The 16,579-nt window shown below is 66.1% G+C and carries 16 protein-coding genes; 6 read left to right on the top strand and 10 right to left on the bottom strand.

From position 1 onward, the window contains the following. Window positions 1-11: 11 nt before the first annotated feature. The 3 genes from ACMVY4_RS20970 to ACMVY4_RS20960 are packed head-to-tail and all read left to right on the top strand — an operon-like array spanning window position 12 to window position 3,705. Complete coding sequence (locus ACMVY4_RS20970) at window positions 12-2,045, top strand: extracellular solute-binding protein (protein WP_416897887.1); 2,034 nt, start codon at window positions 12-14, stop codon at window positions 2,043-2,045. Continuing rightward, window positions 2,039-3,511, top strand: a complete 1,473-nt coding sequence (locus tag ACMVY4_RS20965; RefSeq protein ID WP_416897886.1) for an ABC transporter permease — start codon at window positions 2,039-2,041, stop codon at window positions 3,509-3,511. The genes ACMVY4_RS20970 and ACMVY4_RS20965 overlap by 7 nt, the downstream gene beginning before the upstream one ends. After that, window positions 3,478-3,705 carry a hypothetical protein gene (locus ACMVY4_RS20960; protein WP_416897885.1) on the top strand — a complete coding sequence of 76 codons (228 nt, stop codon included), beginning with the start codon at window positions 3,478-3,480 and terminating at the stop codon, window positions 3,703-3,705. Before ACMVY4_RS20965 ends, ACMVY4_RS20960 begins: the two co-directional genes overlap by 34 nt. Here ACMVY4_RS20960 and ACMVY4_RS20955 read toward each other — a convergent pair. From ACMVY4_RS20955 to motA, 4 genes are all read right to left on the bottom strand, one after another. Further along, window positions 3,702-4,094, bottom strand: coding sequence for a VOC family protein (locus ACMVY4_RS20955; protein WP_416897884.1), 393 nt, complete (start codon window positions 4,092-4,094; stop codon window positions 3,702-3,704). The two genes, ACMVY4_RS20960 and ACMVY4_RS20955, sit on opposite strands and share 4 nt — an antisense overlap. Before the next feature lie 11 nt (window positions 4,095-4,105). Further along, the gene (locus ACMVY4_RS20950) at window positions 4,106-5,449 is read right to left on the bottom strand and encodes an ABC1 kinase family protein (RefSeq protein ID WP_416897883.1); all 1,344 of its coding nucleotides are present in this window, start codon (window positions 5,447-5,449) and stop codon (window positions 4,106-4,108) included. 91 nt (window positions 5,450-5,540) lie between these two features. Next, window positions 5,541-6,572 carry a flagellar motor protein MotB gene (locus ACMVY4_RS20945; RefSeq protein ID WP_416897882.1) on the bottom strand — a complete coding sequence of 344 codons (1,032 nt, stop codon included), beginning with the start codon at window positions 6,570-6,572 and terminating at the stop codon, window positions 5,541-5,543. A 12-nt stretch (window positions 6,573-6,584) separates the two neighbouring features. Further along, window positions 6,585-7,442, bottom strand: coding sequence for a flagellar motor stator protein MotA (motA, locus tag ACMVY4_RS20940; protein WP_416897881.1), 858 nt, complete (start codon window positions 7,440-7,442; stop codon window positions 6,585-6,587). A 171-nt stretch (window positions 7,443-7,613) separates the two neighbouring features. On the opposite strand from motA, the gene ACMVY4_RS20935 reads away from it, so the two are divergent. Next, a complete protein-coding gene (locus ACMVY4_RS20935) occupies window positions 7,614-8,102 on the top strand; it encodes a flavin reductase family protein (RefSeq protein ID WP_416897880.1) in 489 nt (162 codons plus the stop codon). 24 nt (window positions 8,103-8,126) lie between these two features. Here the strand turns inward: ACMVY4_RS20935 and ACMVY4_RS20930 are convergent, their stop codons facing one another. From ACMVY4_RS20930 to aspS, 5 genes are all read right to left on the bottom strand, one after another. After that, window positions 8,127-8,546 carry an EVE domain-containing protein gene (locus ACMVY4_RS20930; protein WP_416897879.1) on the bottom strand — a complete coding sequence of 140 codons (420 nt, stop codon included), beginning with the start codon at window positions 8,544-8,546 and terminating at the stop codon, window positions 8,127-8,129. Further along, a complete protein-coding gene (gene mmsB, locus ACMVY4_RS20925; protein ID WP_416897878.1) occupies window positions 8,543-9,442 on the bottom strand; it encodes a 3-hydroxyisobutyrate dehydrogenase in 900 nt (299 codons plus the stop codon). Before mmsB ends, ACMVY4_RS20930 begins: the two co-directional genes overlap by 4 nt. Before the next feature lie 38 nt (window positions 9,443-9,480). Then, window positions 9,481-10,101, bottom strand: a complete 621-nt coding sequence (locus ACMVY4_RS20920) for a pyridoxamine 5'-phosphate oxidase family protein (protein ID WP_416897877.1) — start codon at window positions 10,099-10,101, stop codon at window positions 9,481-9,483. Then, window positions 10,098-11,336, bottom strand: coding sequence for an MFS transporter (locus tag ACMVY4_RS20915; RefSeq protein ID WP_416897876.1), 1,239 nt, complete (start codon window positions 11,334-11,336; stop codon window positions 10,098-10,100). The genes ACMVY4_RS20920 and ACMVY4_RS20915 overlap by 4 nt, the downstream gene beginning before the upstream one ends. Window positions 11,337-11,526: 190 nt before the next feature. Further along, the gene (gene aspS, locus ACMVY4_RS20910) at window positions 11,527-13,317 is read right to left on the bottom strand and encodes an aspartate--tRNA ligase (protein ID WP_416900371.1); all 1,791 of its coding nucleotides are present in this window, start codon (window positions 13,315-13,317) and stop codon (window positions 11,527-11,529) included. 113 nt (window positions 13,318-13,430) lie between these two features. Here aspS and rnd point away from each other — a divergent pair, with 113 nt between their 5' ends. Both rnd and ACMVY4_RS20900 read left to right on the top strand, forming a co-directional pair. After that, window positions 13,431-14,594: a ribonuclease D gene (rnd, locus tag ACMVY4_RS20905; protein WP_416897875.1), complete on the top strand. Its 1,164-nt coding sequence runs from the start codon at window positions 13,431-13,433 to the stop codon at window positions 14,592-14,594. Next, window positions 14,591-15,349 carry a sulfite exporter TauE/SafE family protein gene (locus ACMVY4_RS20900; RefSeq protein WP_416897874.1) on the top strand — a complete coding sequence of 253 codons (759 nt, stop codon included), beginning with the start codon at window positions 14,591-14,593 and terminating at the stop codon, window positions 15,347-15,349. Before rnd ends, ACMVY4_RS20900 begins: the two co-directional genes overlap by 4 nt. Before the next feature lie 61 nt (window positions 15,350-15,410). Here ACMVY4_RS20900 and ACMVY4_RS20895 read toward each other — a convergent pair whose 3' ends face one another. Continuing rightward, window positions 15,411-16,541, bottom strand: a complete 1,131-nt coding sequence (locus ACMVY4_RS20895) for an acyl-CoA dehydrogenase family protein (RefSeq protein WP_416897873.1) — start codon at window positions 16,539-16,541, stop codon at window positions 15,411-15,413. Window positions 16,542-16,579: the final 38 nt, after the last annotated feature.

Genomic DNA, 16,579 nt, shown 5'->3' with positions numbered 1-16,579 from the left:
AAGGGCCCGGGTTGATCGACTTCGCCGCCGAATGGCTGCAATCGATCGGTGACGCGTTTCTGAACCCGCAGAAGCGCGTCTTCGCCGGGTATTTGCTGAGCGCCATGGCGATCGCGGTGATCGCCATGGCTCTCGCTCATGGCGGCGGACTGCGCGCCGCCCTGCGGCGGATTTTCGATCCGAAAGTCTGGTTCTCGCGGTCGGCCCGGACCGACTACCTGATCGTCTTCATCAACCGTGCCGTCATGATGCTGACAGCGCCCTGGCTGGTGGCGCGCATGGCCTTCGGGCCGGCGCTTTTCCTGCTGCTTCACGAGATCCCCGGCGGCCGCTTCGACCTCTGGCCCGGTGCGCCCCTCTGGGCTGTCGCGTTGCTTTTCACGGCCGCCTATTTCGTTCTCGACGACCTGTCTCGCTATCTGGTGCACCGGCTGATGCACGCCTGGCCGGTGCTCTGGGCGTTCCACAAGGTGCATCACACGGCCGAGACGCTGACGCCCTTCACTGTCTACCGCACGCATCCGGTCGAGGGCTTCGTCTTCGCCGCGCGCAGTGCGGTGGTGCAGGGCCTGTTGATCCCCGTCTTCGTCTTCTTCTTCGCCGACCGGGTCGACCTGATGACGGTGATCGGCGCCAACATCTTCCTGTTCGCCTTCAATGCCGCCGGATCGAACCTGCGGCATTCCCACATCGCGATCCGGTACGGGCGGCTGGAAAAGCTGCTGGTCTCACCCGCCCAGCATCAGCTTCACCACTCGCTCGACCCGCGCCACTTCGTCTGCAATTTCGGGGCGGCGCTCTCGGTCTGGGACCGGATCGGCGGCAGCTGGGTGCCATCCGAGCGTGGACAGGTGCTGCGCTTCGGTGTGGCCGCGTCCGAACGCCACGATGTGCACGGGCTTTATGGCGTGTATCTCCATCCCTTCGTTGACGCAGCGTCCGCCGTCGCCCGGAGGCTGTCCCCCCACAGGATTACGAGTGACCTCATGACCGTGTTTTCCGCCGTCCGGAACCGTCTGCCGCGCCGCCGCGCCGCCGCGGCCCTGCTTGCCGGCGCGCTGGCATTGCCCCTCGCCGCCGACCGGGCCGCCGCCAAGGAAGGCGAACTGGACATCTATTCGCACCGGCAGCCGTTCCTGATCCAGCCGTTCATCGACGCCTTCACCGCGGAGACAGGCGTCAAGGTGAACATGGTCTACGCCTCGAAGGGACTGGCGCAGCGCCTGCTGATCGAGGGCAAACGCAGCCCGGCTGACGTGGTGCTGACCGTCGATATCGGCCGCCTCGCGGTCTATTCGGACAAGGATCTGCTGGCGGAAGTGAACTCGCCGACGCTCGCGCAACACATTCCGGCGCATCTGCGCGATCCGGGAAACCGCTGGTTCGCGTTCTCGACTCGCGCCCGCGTGATCGCCGTGTCGAAGGAGCGTGTTCCGGAAGGCGCCGTCACCCAGTACGAGGATCTGGCCGATCCGAAATGGAAGGGCCGCATCTGTTCGCGCCCGGGCAGCCATGTCTACAACCGCGCGCTGATGGCCTCGATGATCGCCGCCGACGGCGCCGAGGCCGCCGAGAAGTGGGCCGAAGGGCTGGTCAGCAACCTCGCCCGGCGGCCGCAGGGCAATGACCGCGCCCAGGTGAAGGCGATTGCCGAGGGCGAATGCGACATCGCCATCATCAACCACTATTACTACGGCAACCTGCTGACTTCCGATCAGCCCGAGCAGCGGGACTGGGCCGCGAGCATACGTCTGGTGTTCCCCAACCAGGACGGCAGGGGCGCCCACGTCAACATCTCCGGCGGCGGCGTTGCGAAATACGCCGACAACAAGGAGATGGCGGTCCGGTTCCTGGAGTTCCTGACCTCGGACAAGGCCCAGCATCTCTACGCCGACATCAACACCGAATATCCGGTCAATCCGGAGGTGCCGTTGCCCGATGCGCTGAAGGCGTGGGGCGCCTTCCGGGCGGACACCCTGCCCATCGTCCGCATCGCCGAACTGGCGCCCGAGGCCCAGCGCATGATCGACAGGGTCGGGTGGTAGAGCTTTCCGCGAGCCCGGTCCGCCGGTCCGCCCGGTACGGCGTTCGCGCCTCGACACTTCTTGTCCTGATCCTGGCGGGGTTCCTGCTGGGACCGATCATGGCCGTGTTCGCCGCCGCTCTCGGCGACAGCGAAGGGCTCTGGGCGCATCTCGCCTCGACCCTGCTGCCGGTCTATGTCGCCAACACCGTGACCCTGATGGCGGGCACCGGGGCCGTCAGCCTGGCCTTCGGCGTCGGCGCTGCCTGGCTGGTCTCCCGCTACGACTTTCCGGGCCGCAGGATCATGGAATGGGCGTTGCTGCTGCCTGCGGCGGTGCCAGCCTACATCGTGGCCTACACCTATACGGACCTGCTGGAATATGCGGGCCCCGTGCAGGGCGCCCTGCGCGCGCTGTTCGGCTGGACCAGCACCCGCGACTACTGGTTCCCCGAAATCCGCTCGATGGGCGGCGCGATGCTGGTCATGGGATCGGCGCTCTATCCCTATGTCTACATGATGACGCGCATCGCCTTCCGGCAGACGCCGCTGTCGCTGAACGACGTCGCCCGGATTCACAACCGCAGCCTGTTCCTGTCGGTGGCGCTGCCGATGGCGCGGCCGGCCATGGCGGCGGGACTGGCGCTGGTTCTGATGGAGACGGTGAGCGATTTCGGCACGGTCGAGTATTTCGCGCTGGAGACGCTGACTCTCGGCATCTTCAACGTCTGGCTCGGCATGAACAGCCTGCCGGCCGCGGCGCAGATCGCATCGGTCGCGACCCTGTTCGTCGTCACGCTGCTGGCGCTGGAACTGACCGCGCGGTCCCGGCGGCGCTATGCCGGCGGCAGCCGCCGAGCCACGGGTCTGGCCGTCGAGACGCTCGGGGGCTGGCGGGCGCTGTCCTGCCTCGCGCTTTGCCTGATTCCGGTCGTGATGGGTTTCGCACTGCCGGCGGCGATCCTGCTGAGCTTCGTGCTGCAGGGCTATTCTCTGGACGACTACGGCACGGTCCTGCTGGTGGCCGAGAATTCCGTTCTGCTCGCCGCCCTGACCGCAGGCCTGATCGCGCTGATCGCGACGGTGATGGTGCTGACAGTGACTTTCCGCGGCAACCGGCCGCTGCGGTTCCTCGCCGGCCTTTCTGCCATCGGCTATGCCTTCCCCGGCACGATTCTGGCCATCGGCGTGCTGACATTCTCCGGCGCACTTGATGACGGTCTGGAGTTCCTGACGGTCGATCTGCTGGGGATGGAAGACGGCATCTATCTCACCGGGTCGCTGGCTCTTGTCGTGATCGCCTGCGTCGTGCGTTTCCACGCGGTGGGCTTCGGCGCGTTGACGGCGGGGTCGGCCGCATGCCGCCCAACGTGCTGCATGCCAGCCGCGTGCTCGGCCGCAGTTTTCCCGAGAGTGTGCGCGAGGTTGCCCTGCCGCTCATCCGCGGTTCGGTCATGGCGGCGGCGCTGCTGGCCTTTGTCGACGTGATGAAGGAACTGCCGATGACGCTGCTGCTCCGACCGTTCAACTACGAGACGCTGGCGACGCTGGTCTATCAGTACGCCAAGGACGAACTGCTGGAACAGGCGGCCCTGCCGGCGCTGATCATCGTCGCTGTCGGCGTCCTGCCGGTCGTGCTGATGAACCGGATGATCCGCCAGGCGTCGGAGCCTGTCGGCTAGCTCCGTTCCGGCGGGCGGTGGCAGACCGCCTGCAGCTTGTTGCCATCAGGATCGCGGACATAGGCCGCGTAGTAGTCCCGGTGATAATGCGGCCTGAGGCCCGGTGAACCCTCGCTGGTGCCGCCATGGGTCAGCGCAGCCCTGAAGAACGCATCCACCGCGTCCCGGTCCTTCGCCATGAAGGCGCAGTGCCATCCATTGCCGCGATGCGGCGGCTGACGGTCATAGGGCACGTTGATCACGAACTGCGTGTCCATCGGCTTGCCGTAGGCGAAGGCCTCGGCCTCGATCTCCCAGGCGAATGGCAGTTCGAGGACCTCCATGATGGCGTCGTAGAAGATGCGCGAGCGTTCGAGGTCGCTGCTGCCGACCGTGACATGGCTGTACATGCCGTCTCCTGTCAGGGGAGGGGAACGCCCGCCTCCGCGAAGGCCGCCTTCTGGCGTTCGGCCATCGCGTCGGCGTCGAAACCCTCGATCAGTTCATGGAACATCCGGTACCAGTTTATCTCGGATTTCAGGTGCAGGAAGACGCCTCCGAGCCCGATCGCGGCGCGGTCCATGAAGACGAACTCGCGGGGCGGGGTGACGCCGCCCCGCTCCTTCAGTTCACGGTGCACGCGCTCGGCGACCTCGCGGCCATAGACGCCCTCGTCGCCGAATTCCTGGATCTTCCGGGGGCGGTCCTCCAGCAGGGGCGCGTAGACGAAGGCGGCCCAGAGATTGAGCGTCTCGATCACCTCGTCGTTCAGGCCCTCGAAACCCCAGCTTTCATAGGCGTGCACGGCCAGATCGCGGTTGTCGTCGCGGATCGCGCGGTAGAGATCGATGACGCCCTTCACGAATTTCGGCTGGAAGGTGCGGATGCAGCCATAGTCCAGCAGGTTGATCGTGCGGTCGTCGCGGACCGTGTAGTTGCCCAGATGCGGGTCGCCGTGGATCACGCCATAGCCGTAGAACGGCACGTACCAGGCCCGGAACATGTTGACCGCCAGTTCGTTGCGCACCTCGATCGGCTCGCCCCTGAAGGTCAGCAAGCGCTTGCCGTCCAGCCAGCCCATGGTCAGCAATCTGTCAGTCGACAGCGCCGGATAGATCTCGGGGACGTGCACATGCGGCTCGTCGGCGAGCATCATGCGATAGAGCGCCATGTGCTTCGCCTCCAGCCGGTAGTCCAGCTCCTCGCGCAGCCGGTCGCCGATCTCGGCGTGGATGTTGGAGGTGTCGATGGAGCGGTCGTAGCGGCGGTAGATCGAGAAGATCAGCTTCAGCTGCCGGAGGTCCGCCTCCACTGCCGAACGCATGTCGGGATACTGCAGCTTGCAGGCGAGGCGGGTGCCATCCAGATCGGTGGCCCGGTGGACCTGTCCGAGCGATGCCGCCGAAGCGGCCTCGCGCTCGAACTCGCCGAACTTCTTGCGCCAGCCCGGTCCCAGCTCGGAGACCATGCGGCGCTTGACGAAGGCCGGTCCCATCGAGGGGGCGTCGGCCTGCAGCTGCGCCAGTTCCTGGGCGTATTCCTTGGGCAGCGCCTCGGGGATGGTCGACAGGATCTGCGCGACCTTCATCAGCGGCCCCTTCAGGCCGCCAAGGGCTGCGCGTAGTTCCCGGGCATGGTCGTCGCGGTCGATCTTCACGCCCAGATAGCGTTCGCCGGCCAGCTTGGCCGCCAGCCCGCCCATCGAGCGCCCGACGCGCGCGTAGCGCCGGACCTGCGATCCGATCCCGTTCTCGTTGTCCGCCATGGTGAAGTTCCGCCTTTCCCGACCCCCTATATAGGGGCGGATGCGCCGATGTTCCTGCTATTCGGGGCTACGGCGCAGGAGGCGCGGCAGATCAGCGGCCGGCGTCTTCCGGCTGCTCGACCTGCAGGCCGAGCTTCTTCAGCGCGTCCACCGGCTGCTGCTTCTGGGCCAGGCCGGCCTGACGGATCAGGACGATGGAGACGCGGCGGTTGGCGTCGGCAAACGGATCGTCGGGCACCAGCGGTTCCTGATCGGCCTTGCCGGTGACCTGGTCGATCCGCTGCGCCGGCACGCCCATCTCCAGCAGCGCGCGACGGCTGGCGTTGGCGCGGTCGGCGGACAGTTCCCAGTTGCCGTAGCCATTCGACGAGCGGTAGGGCGTCGCGTCGGTGTGGCCTGTGATCTTGATCTTGTTCGGCAGGCGGCCCATCACGTCGGTCACCAGCGTCAGGATCTCCTTGGTGTGCATTTCCAGATCGGGGCTGCCCTTGGCGAACATCGAGCGGCCCTTGCCGTCGACCAGCTGGATGCGAAGCCCCTCGTCGGTCATGTCGACCATCATGTTCTGGGCGAGTTCCTGCATTTCGGGCGAGGAGTTCTCGATGGCGTCCTCGATGGCGTCCATGGCCTCGTTGAACGACTCCTGCTCGCGCCGGGCCAGTTCCTCGGCGATGTCGTCCTCGCCCGGCTTGCCCTCGCGGCCGCGCTCGCCTTCCGGCGAGGCCTCGTCGACATTCGAAACGCCCTCTTCGTCGACCTCGTCGCCGGCGGGGTCGAACTTCTTGCCGTCCTCGTGATTCTCTTCCTCGTCCTCGATGTCGCCGATCGAGACGACCACCGTGGGCAGGCCGGCGTCGGAGATGCGGGCGCCGTCGCGGACCATGGTCTGCCCGCCCATCGCGCCGCCCGAACCGGAGTTCTGCTGCGACACGGCCGCCGGCGCGAAATAGTCGGCGATGCCGTTCTGCTGCTCGTCCGTGGTGACGTTGAGCAGCCAGAGCAGCAGGAAGAAGGCCATCATCGCCGTCACGAAGTCGGCATAGGCGACCTTCCAGGCGCCGCCATGGTGACCGTGGCCGCCCTTGACGACCTTCTTGACGATTATGGGCTGGCCATCAGCCATTCAGGGGCTCCGTCAGACCTTCGGCGCGTTCTCGACGGCTTCCTCGACTTCCTTGAAGGTCGGCCGTTCGTGGCTGTAGAGGGTCTTCCGCGCAAATTCGACGGCGACCGCCGGGGCATAGCCGTTCAGATAGGCCAGCATGCCGGCCTTGATGCACTGGTAATACTTGGTCTCGCTCTCGGCATAGGCTTCCAGGCTCTTGCCCATCGGGCCGACAAATCCGTAGGCGAGGAAGATGCCGAGGAAGGTGCCGACCAGCGCTGCGGCGATCTTGCCGCCCAGCACCTCGGGCGGCTCCGAGATGTACTGCATGGTGATGATGACGCCCAGCACGGCGGCGACGATGCCGAAGGCGGGCAGGCCGTCGCCGACAGTGGTTACCGCTGACGAGACGGCGTGCTGCTCGTGGTGATGGGTCTCGATGTCCTCATCCATCAGCGCTTCCATCTCGTGGCTGTTCTCGGTGCCCATGGTCATCAGGCGCAGGTAGTCGCAGATGAATTCGATGGCGTGATGGTTCTTCATGATGTTGGGGAAGGCGGTGAAGATGGAGCTCTTCTCCGGGTCCTCGATATGCGCCTCCAGCGCCAGCATGCCCTTGGCCTTGGCCAGCTTGAAGATCGTGTACTGCAGCGTCAGCAGTTCCTCGTAGGCCGCCTTGTTGTAGGGCGAGCCCTTCAGGATCTTGCCGATCGAACCCAGCACGCCGAAGATCACCGTCTTCGGGTTGGAAATGATGAAGGCGCCCAGCGCCGCGCCGCAGATGATCAGCACTTCCAGCGGCTGGATCAGGATCGCGAACGAGCCATGCGGCAGGTAGCCGCCGAGTACCGATCCGATCACGACCACAACGCCGATAATGAAGAACATTTTCCCTGAGCCCCGGACTGTCTGGAACCTGAATTCGGAACACTCTGCCCGGATGCCGGTTAAGATCGCGTTAGCGATAACCGTCATGCGCTGCGGCAGGGCCGGGCCGGATTCCCAAACCGGCCTCGACGCACTAGAGTCGGGGCAGTGTCGGAGTGCCGGTGGGGAGCGGTGAGTTTGGATCAACGGGAACTGCGGGACGTGTTCGGCTGTTTTGCAACAGGCGTCACGATCATCACCGCGCGTGAGGAAGACGGCCGTCCCGTCGGCCTGACGGCGAATTCATTCACCTCCGTGTCGCTGGACCCGCCACTGGTGCTGTTCAATCTGGACCGGGGGGCAAACTGCGCCGACGCCTTCGCCGAGGGCCGGCCTTTCGCCGTCAGCGTGCTTCGCCACGACCAGATGGCGCAGTCGAATCACTTTGCCTCCAAGGCCGAGGACAAGTTCGCCGACGACGGATTCGACTGGACCGAGGGCGAGAATGGCTGCCCCGTGCTGGACGGCGCGCTGGCGCAGCTGGAATGCACCTGCGACAGCCTGCACGACGGCGGCGATCACTGGATCATCATCGGGCGGGTGAGCCGCACCGCGCGCGAAGACGGTGCGCCGCTGCTGTTCTACCGCGGCCGCTACGTCCACCTGGAAGGGGAGTGGTAGGCGGGTCGTCAGCCGCCATCGCCGTCAGGGTTCGACGCCGCCCATCTCGCAGATGATCTTCCACGAATCTTCCGGGATCGGCATGACCGAGAGCCGCGACTGCTTGATCAGAGGCAGGTCGGCGAGGCGTTCCTCGGCCTTGATGTCGGCCAGCGTGACCGGGTTCGGCACCGGCCTTATTGCCTTCACGGTAACCATGCCGAAGCGGCCCTTCGCGTCGGTCGGATCGGGGTGGTACTCCTTGATCACCTCGACGATGCCGACGATTTGCTTCTCGTTCACCGAGTGATAGAAGAAGCCGCGGTCGCCCACCTTCATGGCCTTCATGTTGTTGGAGGCCTGATAGTTGCGGACGCCGTCCCAGCCTTCGCCCACGTCGCCCTTCTTCACCTGGTCGTCCCAGCCCCAGGTGTTGGGCTCGGACTTGAACAGCCAGTAGTTCATCCGCCGCTCTTCTCCCGGATCATGTTGATGATGCCGGAGAAATCCATCGCGCCCTTCTCCATCGCCTCGGCGAACTGGGTGTAGAGCTCGGTCGCCTGGCCGCCCATGTGGGTGGCGGCCCCGGTGTCGCCCGCCGCCGACTGGCTGAGGCGAAGATCCTTCAGCATGTTCTCGGCCGTGAAGCCGGCCTGGTAGTTCCGGTTGGCCGGGCTTGCCGGCACGGGGCCGGGCACCGGGCAGTAGACGTTGATCGACCAGCAGTAGCCGGACGAGGTCGAGACGATGTCGAAGAAGGTCTGCGCGTCGAGCCCCAGCTTCTCGGCCAGCACGAAGGCCTCGCCCGCGGCGATCATCGAGATGCCGAGGACCATGTTGTTGCAGATCTTCGCGGCCTGGCCGTTGCCGACGCCGCCGGCATGGACGATCTTGCCGCCCATCACGTCCAGTATCGGTTGCACCTTCTCGAAGGCCTGGTCGGTCGCGCCGCACATGAAGGTCAGCGTTCCGGCCTCGGCGCCGCCGACGCCGCCGGAGACCGGCGCGTCCACCATGGCGAAGCCGTGCTCCCTGGCGACAGCGGCCACTTCGCGGGCCGCGGCGACGTCGATGGTCGAGCAGTCGATGAAGACGGTGTTGTCGTCGGCGCAGGCGATCAGCCCGTCCTCGCCCAGATAGACCGCCTTCACGTGGTCGCCCTTGGGCAGCATGGAGACGCAGAAATCGACGCCCTGGGCGCATTCGGTGGCGGAGCCGGCCGCCGTGCCGCCCGCGGCGACGACCTTGCCCACCGCATCCGCCGACAGGTCGAAGCACTTCACCTCGTGCCCGGCCTTGATCAGGTTGATGGCCATCGGGCCGCCCATGTTGCCGACGCCCACAAATCCGATCTTCGCCATGACGCTCTCCTCCCCTGAAAGCCTTGATTCAGCAGGGGTCAATAAAGCGTATTGCGGTAGGCTTCCTCAAGCTGCTTCTCGGATTTCGCCTCGTCGATCTCCATGCCGGCCTGATCGGCGATCATGCGGCTGAGCGAGGGCAGGACGCTGCGGTCGACCTTCGTCGCCTCGTCCCAGAGTTTCGAGCGGATGATCGACTTGGCGCAGTGCAGGAAGGTCTGCTCGACGCGGATGACGATGGCCGTGATCGGCAGCTTGCCGTTGACCGCCATGCTCTCCAGCAGTGCCGGATCGGTCGAGATCTCCGCCTTCCCGTTGACCCGCAGCGTCTCCCGCACGCCGGGGATCAGGAAGATCACCGCAACGTCCGGATTCTCGACGATGTTCACCAGCGTGTCGATGCGCCGGTTTCCGGGCCGGTCGGGAATGGCGATGGTGCTGTCGTCGATGACGCGGACGAAGCCCGGGCCGTCGCCTTTCGGGCTGACATCGCCCTGTCCGGCGGCAGAAGCGCTCGAGAGCACGATGAAGGGCGAGAGCGAGATGAAGTGCCGGCAATGCCTGTCCAGCTTCTCGATGGCCTTCTCGGCGGCCCGCCCGCTGGCGTTGCCGTAGATCGCCCTGAGGTCTTCCTCGGTGCGCAGGATGTGGTCGGTCATGCCGTGGCCTCCTTCTGCGGCGCGATCTTCCGCGCCTTCGGCAGGATCAGAGCCGAGGCGACAACGCCCGCCGCCGCTGCCGACAGGATGAAGAACAGGGTCTCGAAGCCGTAGGCGTCGTGCACCGTGCCGATCAGCTTCGGCACCACGGCGGCGACCAGCAGGGCGATGACGAACTTCACCGCGAAGACGTTGCTGCGCCAGGCGGACTTGGTGTGGCGGGTGACGATGGTGTCGTGGATCGGGATTTCGCCGAAGACGACCATCATCATGACGATGCCGACGAAAATGGCCGGCAGGCCGGTCAGGGTTGCCATGATCGCGAAGGCCGGGACCTGCAGGAAGGCGACGATCAGCAGGATCGTGCGCGGGCTGTAGCGGTCCACCAGCCGCCCCACGACGATCTGCGCGAAGCTGGCGATGGCGAAGACCGCGCCGGTGATCAGGCCGATGCTCTTCAGGTCCGTGGTGACGTCGATCAGCCGCTCCTCGAACAGCTTGGGCAGGGCGAAGCTGACGGTGTGGAAGACGATGCCGCCGAACAGGATGGTCAGGATCAGCGCCACGCCGACGCGGATCAGCACACCCCATTCCAGGTCCGACTGGTCGGGATCGATGACCGGCTTCTTCGCGCTGGCCGGCATCCGCGCCTCGTTGCGGACGAACAGGATGTAGGCCAGGCCGAACAGGACCGCGATGATGCCCGGCACGATGAAGGCGGCGCGCCAGCCTGACAACTCCACCAGAATACCCGTGGCCAGCGGCGCGACCGCGATGCCCATGTTGCCCCAGACGCCATTGATGCCCAGCGCCAGGCCGACCTTCTGCTTGCCGTGGACGACCATGGCGATGCCGACGGGATGGTAGATCGCGGCGAACATGCCGATCAGGAACAGTGCCAGCATCATCTGGTTGGCGCTCTCGGCGAAGCCCATGGCGATGGCCGACAGGCCGATGCCGATGAAGAAGACCGACAGCATGCCCTCGCGCGACCACTTGCCCGCCAGCCATCCGGCCGGCAGCGAGAAGGCGCCGAAGGCGACGAAGGCCGGTGTGGCGAGTTCTGCCAGCTGGCCGTAGGTCATGCCGTCCATGCCCACCAGCGCGATGGCTGCGGTCGCGAAAATGAGCATGAACATGTGATCGAACAGATGTCCGATGTTCAGGAAGAAGAACCCGACCCGTTCTCTCACCCGGTCCGGCGCGCCCGCCGGCGATGCTGCGATCTCAACCATGGCGTTTCATATACAGCGTTCCCGCTCGCCGGGCCATGCCGGGCGCGCATGTGGGCCGGTTAGAAATCCTCAGGCGTAGGGTCGTCCATGTACGTCATGCCGGACCTGATCCGGCATCCGGTCAAATCGTCAGCCTTGCGGCGAAGCCGCTCGGGACGCCGGCTCAAGGCCGGGGTGACGGGCACAGGTTCTACTGCTTTTTTTCCGGCTCCGGCAGCACGGTGCGGATGTGGAGTTCGCGGAGCTGCTTCGGCGAGACTTCGGCCGGGGCACCCATCAGCAGGTCTTCGGCCTGCTGGTTCATCGGGAAGGCGACGATCTCGCGCAGGTTCGGTTCGTCAAGAATCAGCATGACGATGCGGTCGACGCCGGGGGCGATGCCGCCATGGGGCGGGGCGCCGTAGCGGAGCGCGTTCAGCATGCCGGAAAAATCCTTCTCCACCTGCTCGGCCTGATAGCCGGCGATCTCGAAGGCCTTCAGCATGATGTCGGGGCGGTGGTTCCGGATCGCGCCGGAGGAAAGCTCGACGCCGTTGCAGACCACGTCGTACTGGAACGCCTTGATCTCCAGCGGGTCCATGGTCTCCAGCGCTTCCATGCCGCCCTGGGGCATCGAGAACGGGTTGTGGGAGAACTCGATCTGCTTGTCGTCCTCGTTCCATTCGAACATCGGGAAATCGACGATCCAGCAGAACTTGAACTGCTCGCGTTCCAGCAGTTCCAGCTGGTCGCCCAGCCGGGTGCGGGCCTTGCCGGCCAGGTTCGCGGCGCCGTCGGCCTTGTCGCAGGCGAAGAAGACCGCGTCCCCGTCGGACAGGCCGCAGTCGGCCTTGATCTGCGCGACCCGCGCGTCGTCCAGGTTCTTGGCGATGGGGCCGCGCGGGCCGTCCTCGCCATAGATGATGTAGCCCAGGCCGCCGGCGCCCTCGGAACGGGCCCAGTCGTTCATCTGGTCGAAGAAGGAGCGGGCCTTCGCAGCCGCGCCCGGCGCCGGGATGGCGCGGACCACCGAACCCTTCTCGATGTTCTTGGCGAACAGGCCGAAGCCCGAGCCGCGGAAGGCCTCGGTGACGTCGCGGATGTCCATCGCCGCGGGCAGGCGCAGGTCCGGCTTGTCGGACCCGTATTTCAGCATCGCCTCGGCGAAGGGGATGCGCGGGAAGGGCTTGGTCGTCACCGGCCAGTCGGAGAAGGCCTCGAAGGTGCCGGTCAGCACCGGCTCGATGGCCTGGAAGACGTCTTCCTGCTCGACGAAGCTCATCTCGATGTCGAGCTGGTAGAACTCGCCGGGGCTGCGGTCGGCGCGGGCGTCCTCGTCGCGGAAGCAGGGCGCGATCTGGAAGTAGCGGTCGAAGCCCGAGATCATCAGTAGCTGCTTGAACTGCTGCGGGGCCTGCGGCAGGGCGTAGAACTTGCCCGGATGCATGCGGCTCGGCACCAGGAAGTCGCGCGCACCTTCGGGGCTTGAGGCCGTCAGGATCGGCGTCTGGAACTCAATGAAGCCGCTTTCGGTCATGCGCCGGCGGATATCGGCGATGATCTTCGCGCGCATGGTGATGTTGCGGTGCATGCGCTGGCGGCGGAGGTCCAGGAAGCGGTAGGTGAGGCGGATGTCCTCGGGATATTCCTGGTCGCCGAAGACCGGCATCGGCAGATCGCCAGTCGCGCTCTGCACTTCGATCGAGTGGATACGGACCTCGATCTCGCCGGTCGGCAGGTCGGGGTTCACGGTCTCGGCCGAGCGCGGCACCACCTTGCCGGTCACCGTGATCACGCTTTCGGAGCGGGAACCGTCCAGTTCCTCGAAGCCGGGCTCGCCGGTCTCGACCACGCACTGGGTCAGGCCGTAGTGGTCGCGCAGGTCGACGAACAGCAGGTTGCCGTGGTCGCGCTTGCGGTGCACCCAGCCGGAAAGGCGGACGGTTTCGTTCTCGTTCTCGCGGCGGAGCTGGCCGCAGGTGTGGGTGCGGAAGGCGTGCATGTCAGATGACCTGTCGGGCAGGGGGTGGAACGTCGCGCGGAACACACAGCCCATGCCCGCCAATGTCAAGAACTACGCTGCCGTCTGCGATGATGTGTGCTATCAGCCGGGCCATGCAGATCATCACAACCACCGAGACCCTGGGCGAATACGTGGCGTCGCTGAAGGGGCAGCCCTTCGTCGCCGTCGACACCGAGTTCCTGCGGGAGAACACCTACTGGCCGAAGCTGTGCCTGGTGCAGCTGGCGGGGCCGGAGGACGAGGGCGCCATCGTCGACCCTCTGGCGAAGGGCATCGACCTCGCACCGCTCTACGGCCTGCTCTACGACCCGGAGATCGTGAAGGTCTTCCATGCCGCACGGCAGGACATCGAGATCTTCGTGCATGAAGGCGGGGAGGTGCCGCTGCCGCTGTTCGACACCCAGGTCGCCGCGATGGTGATGGGCTTCGGCGAACAGATCGCCTACGACGCCCTGGTGCGAAAGCTGGCGGGCGAACACATCGACAAGACCAGCCGTTTCACCGACTGGTCGCGCCGGCCGCTCTCGGACAAGCAGCTCTCCTACGCGCTCTCCGACGTCACTCATCTGCGGACCGTCTACGCGAAGATGCTCGACGAACTGGAGGCCACGGGCCGTGCCGACTGGGTCGGCGGTGAGATGGACGTCCTCGCCCAGCGCGAGACCTACATCGTCGAGCCCGAGGATGCCTGGAAGCGGCTCAAGACCCGCACCAACAAGCCGCGCTTCCTGGCCATGGTGCAGGCGCTGGCGGCCTGGCGGGAGCGCGAGGCGCAGAACCGCGACCTGCCGCGCAACCGCGTCGTCCGCGACGAGGCGCTGATGGAGATGGCCGCCGACCCGCCGGGGTCGAAGGACCATCTGGCCAAGGTGCGGGGCTTCAACCGCAAGATGGCCGACGGGCCCTTCGGCGATGCGATTCTGGAGATCGCCGCGGAGGTCACCGCGCAGCCGAAGGAAAACTGGCCGAGACTGCCGAAGCAGGAGCCGCCCGATCCGGCGCTGGCGCCGGCGGTGGAACTGCTGAAGGTGCTGCTGAAACGCAAATGTGCTGAGCACAACGTCGCCCAGAAGCTGGTCTGCCCCGGACCGGACCTTGAGAAGATCGCTGCCGATGACGAGGCCGACGTGCCGGCGCTCAAGGGCTGGCGCCGCACCGTGTTCGGCGAGGCCGCGCTGGACCTGAAGGCCGGCCGCATCGGACTGGCCATGCGTGGCGGCGAAGTTGTCGAGATCGCGCCGGGCGACGCGCCATGACCGACGCGGTCGGCGTCTTCGCCGGCCTCTGGCATGCCGACACGCTGATCCTGTTCCTGATTGCGGCGCTGACGGGTCTTGTGCGCGGTTTCGCCGGTTTCGGTGCGGCGATGGTGTTCGTGCCTCTGGCCAGCATCCTTGTCCTGCCGCAGACGGCTGTCATCACGCTCTGGCTGATGGATTTCGCGATTGCGCTGCCGATGACGGTCCGCAGCTTCCGCAGCTGCAACTGGACCGAGATCCGGCCGCTCTTCGCCGGCGCCGTGCTGGGTGTGCCCGTGGGCGTCTGGATGCTCGCCAACCTGCCGCCCGAGCCGATGAAATGGATCATCTCCGTCGCGGTGCTGGCCGCCGTCGCGGGCCTGGCGAGCGGCTGGCGGCGCAGCCGGCCGCTGGCGACGCCCGGCGTTGCGGCCATCGGCACGGTCTCCGGCATCGGCAGCGGCCTGTCCGGTCTCTCCGGGCCGCCGGTGATCGTGTTCTGGGCCAGCGGGCAGGGCACCGGCGCGGAGATGCGCACCAATATCTTCGCCTTCTTCGGCCTGACCGGCATGATGGCCGGACTGATGCACTTCACCTTCGGCTTGTTCACACCCGAACGGCTGGCCCTGGCCGCCATGCTTGCGCCGGGCTATGCGCTGGCGTTCTGGAGCGGGACGCGCATTTTCGGATTCGCCTCGGAGAAGACCTTCCGGACCTTCGCCCTCAGCCTCTGCGCCGTTGCCGCCCTCATGGTCATGCCGGTCTGGGGCTAGGCCACGAAAAAGGCCTCCACGCCGCCGCGGAGGCCCTTCCCGATCCGTCTGCCGGCAAGGACTACTGCGTCAGCGCGGCGAACTGCTTCAGTTGCCAGTCGCGGTTGCCGAACATGGTGTCGATCTGCATCAGCCGCTTGTAGTAGTGGCTGATCTTCAGCTCGTCGGTCATGCCCATGCCGCCATGCATCTGCACCGACTGCGCGCCGACGAAGACGCCGCCCTTGCCGATCTGGGCCTTGGCGGCAGAGGCGGCCTTGCGGCGCTCGGTGTCGCCCTCGTCCAGCTTCAGCGTGACCATGTAGGCCATGGAACGGGACTGCTCCAGCTCGATGAAGCAGTCGACCATGCGGTGCTGCAGCACCTGGAACTTGCCGATCGGCACGCCGAACTGCTTGCGGGTCTTCAGGTATTCGTTGGTCTCGTCCTTTAGGACTTCCATGCAGCCGACCGCCTCGGCGCAGAGCGCGGCGATGCCGTGGTCGGTGACCTTCTCGATCGTGGCCATGGCCTGACCCTCGTCGCCCAGCATGGCGTCGGCGGAGACCTCGACGCCTTCCAGCATCACTTCCGAGGCGCGCAGGCCGTCGGCGGTGGGGTAGTCGCGGCGCGAGAGGCCGCTGGCGTTGTTGTCGACCAGGAACAGCGAGATGCCGTCACGGTCGCGCTGGCCGCCCGCGGTGCGGGCGGAGACGATGATCTTGTCCGCAGAGGCGGCGCCATAGACGACCGACTTGTGGCCCGACAGCTTGTAGCCGCCATTCGCCTTCTCGGCCTTGGTTGTGACGTCGGCCAGGTTGAAGCGGCTGGTCGGTTCGGCATAGGCGAAAGACAGCTTGCACTTGCCCTCGGCGATCGCCGGCAGGATCTCGTTCTGCTGCGCCTCGGAGCCGGCCTCGGCGACGAAGCCGCCGCCCAGAACGACCGTCTGCAGGTAGGGCTCGGTGACCAGACCGCGGCCGATGGCCTCCATCACGATCATGGTCTCGACCGGGCCGCCAAAGCCGCCCTGGTCCTCCGGCAGACCGACCGCGAGCCAGCCCAGCTCTGCGAATGTCTTCCAGTTGTCTTCGGAATAGCCGGCCTCGGAATTGGCGATCTTGCGCCGCTTCTCGAAGTCGTAGTCGTCCAGAATGAACCGGTCGACGCTGTCCTTCAGCAGCTGCTGCTCTTCCGACAGATTGAAATCCATGGTCTTGTTCCTCCCCGCTCGAACCGGCGCTGGACGCC

It is taken from the genome of Minwuia sp. (assembly GCF_048007105.1).
In the GTDB taxonomy this organism is placed as follows: Bacteria; Pseudomonadota; Alphaproteobacteria; order Minwuiales; family Minwuiaceae; genus Minwuia.
The sequence above is the reverse complement of the archived record's forward strand: the minus strand, read 5'-3'. Positions and strand labels throughout refer to the sequence as shown.

Excerpts from the sequence above, each read along its gene's own strand:
- ACMVY4_RS20900 (WP_416897874.1), top strand. The coding sequence starts at position 14,591 with ATGACCGACGCGGTCGGCGTCTTCGCCGGCCTCTGGCATGCCGACACG.
- ACMVY4_RS20930 (WP_416897879.1), bottom strand. The coding sequence starts at position 8,546 with ATGAACTACTGGCTGTTCAAGTCCGAGCCCAACACCTGGGGCTGGGAC.
- rnd (WP_416897875.1), top strand. The coding sequence starts at position 13,431 with ATGCAGATCATCACAACCACCGAGACCCTGGGCGAATACGTGGCGTCG.
- ACMVY4_RS20960 (WP_416897885.1), top strand. The coding sequence starts at position 3,478 with ATGGCGGCGGCGCTGCTGGCCTTTGTCGACGTGATGAAGGAACTGCCG.
- aspS (WP_416900371.1), bottom strand. The coding sequence starts at position 13,317 with ATGCACGCCTTCCGCACCCACACCTGCGGCCAGCTCCGCCGCGAGAAC.
- ACMVY4_RS20950 (WP_416897883.1), bottom strand. The coding sequence starts at position 5,449 with ATGGCGGACAACGAGAACGGGATCGGATCGCAGGTCCGGCGCTACGCG.
- ACMVY4_RS20945 (WP_416897882.1), bottom strand. The coding sequence starts at position 6,572 with ATGGCTGATGGCCAGCCCATAATCGTCAAGAAGGTCGTCAAGGGCGGC.
- mmsB (WP_416897878.1), bottom strand. The coding sequence starts at position 9,442 with ATGGCGAAGATCGGATTTGTGGGCGTCGGCAACATGGGCGGCCCGATG.
- ACMVY4_RS20920 (WP_416897877.1), bottom strand. The coding sequence starts at position 10,101 with ATGACCGACCACATCCTGCGCACCGAGGAAGACCTCAGGGCGATCTAC.
- ACMVY4_RS20915 (WP_416897876.1), bottom strand. The coding sequence starts at position 11,336 with ATGGTTGAGATCGCAGCATCGCCGGCGGGCGCGCCGGACCGGGTGAGA.
- motA (WP_416897881.1), bottom strand. The coding sequence starts at position 7,442 with ATGTTCTTCATTATCGGCGTTGTGGTCGTGATCGGATCGGTACTCGGC.
- ACMVY4_RS20895 (WP_416897873.1), bottom strand. The coding sequence starts at position 16,541 with ATGGATTTCAATCTGTCGGAAGAGCAGCAGCTGCTGAAGGACAGCGTC.
- ACMVY4_RS20955 (WP_416897884.1), bottom strand. The coding sequence starts at position 4,094 with ATGTACAGCCATGTCACGGTCGGCAGCAGCGACCTCGAACGCTCGCGC.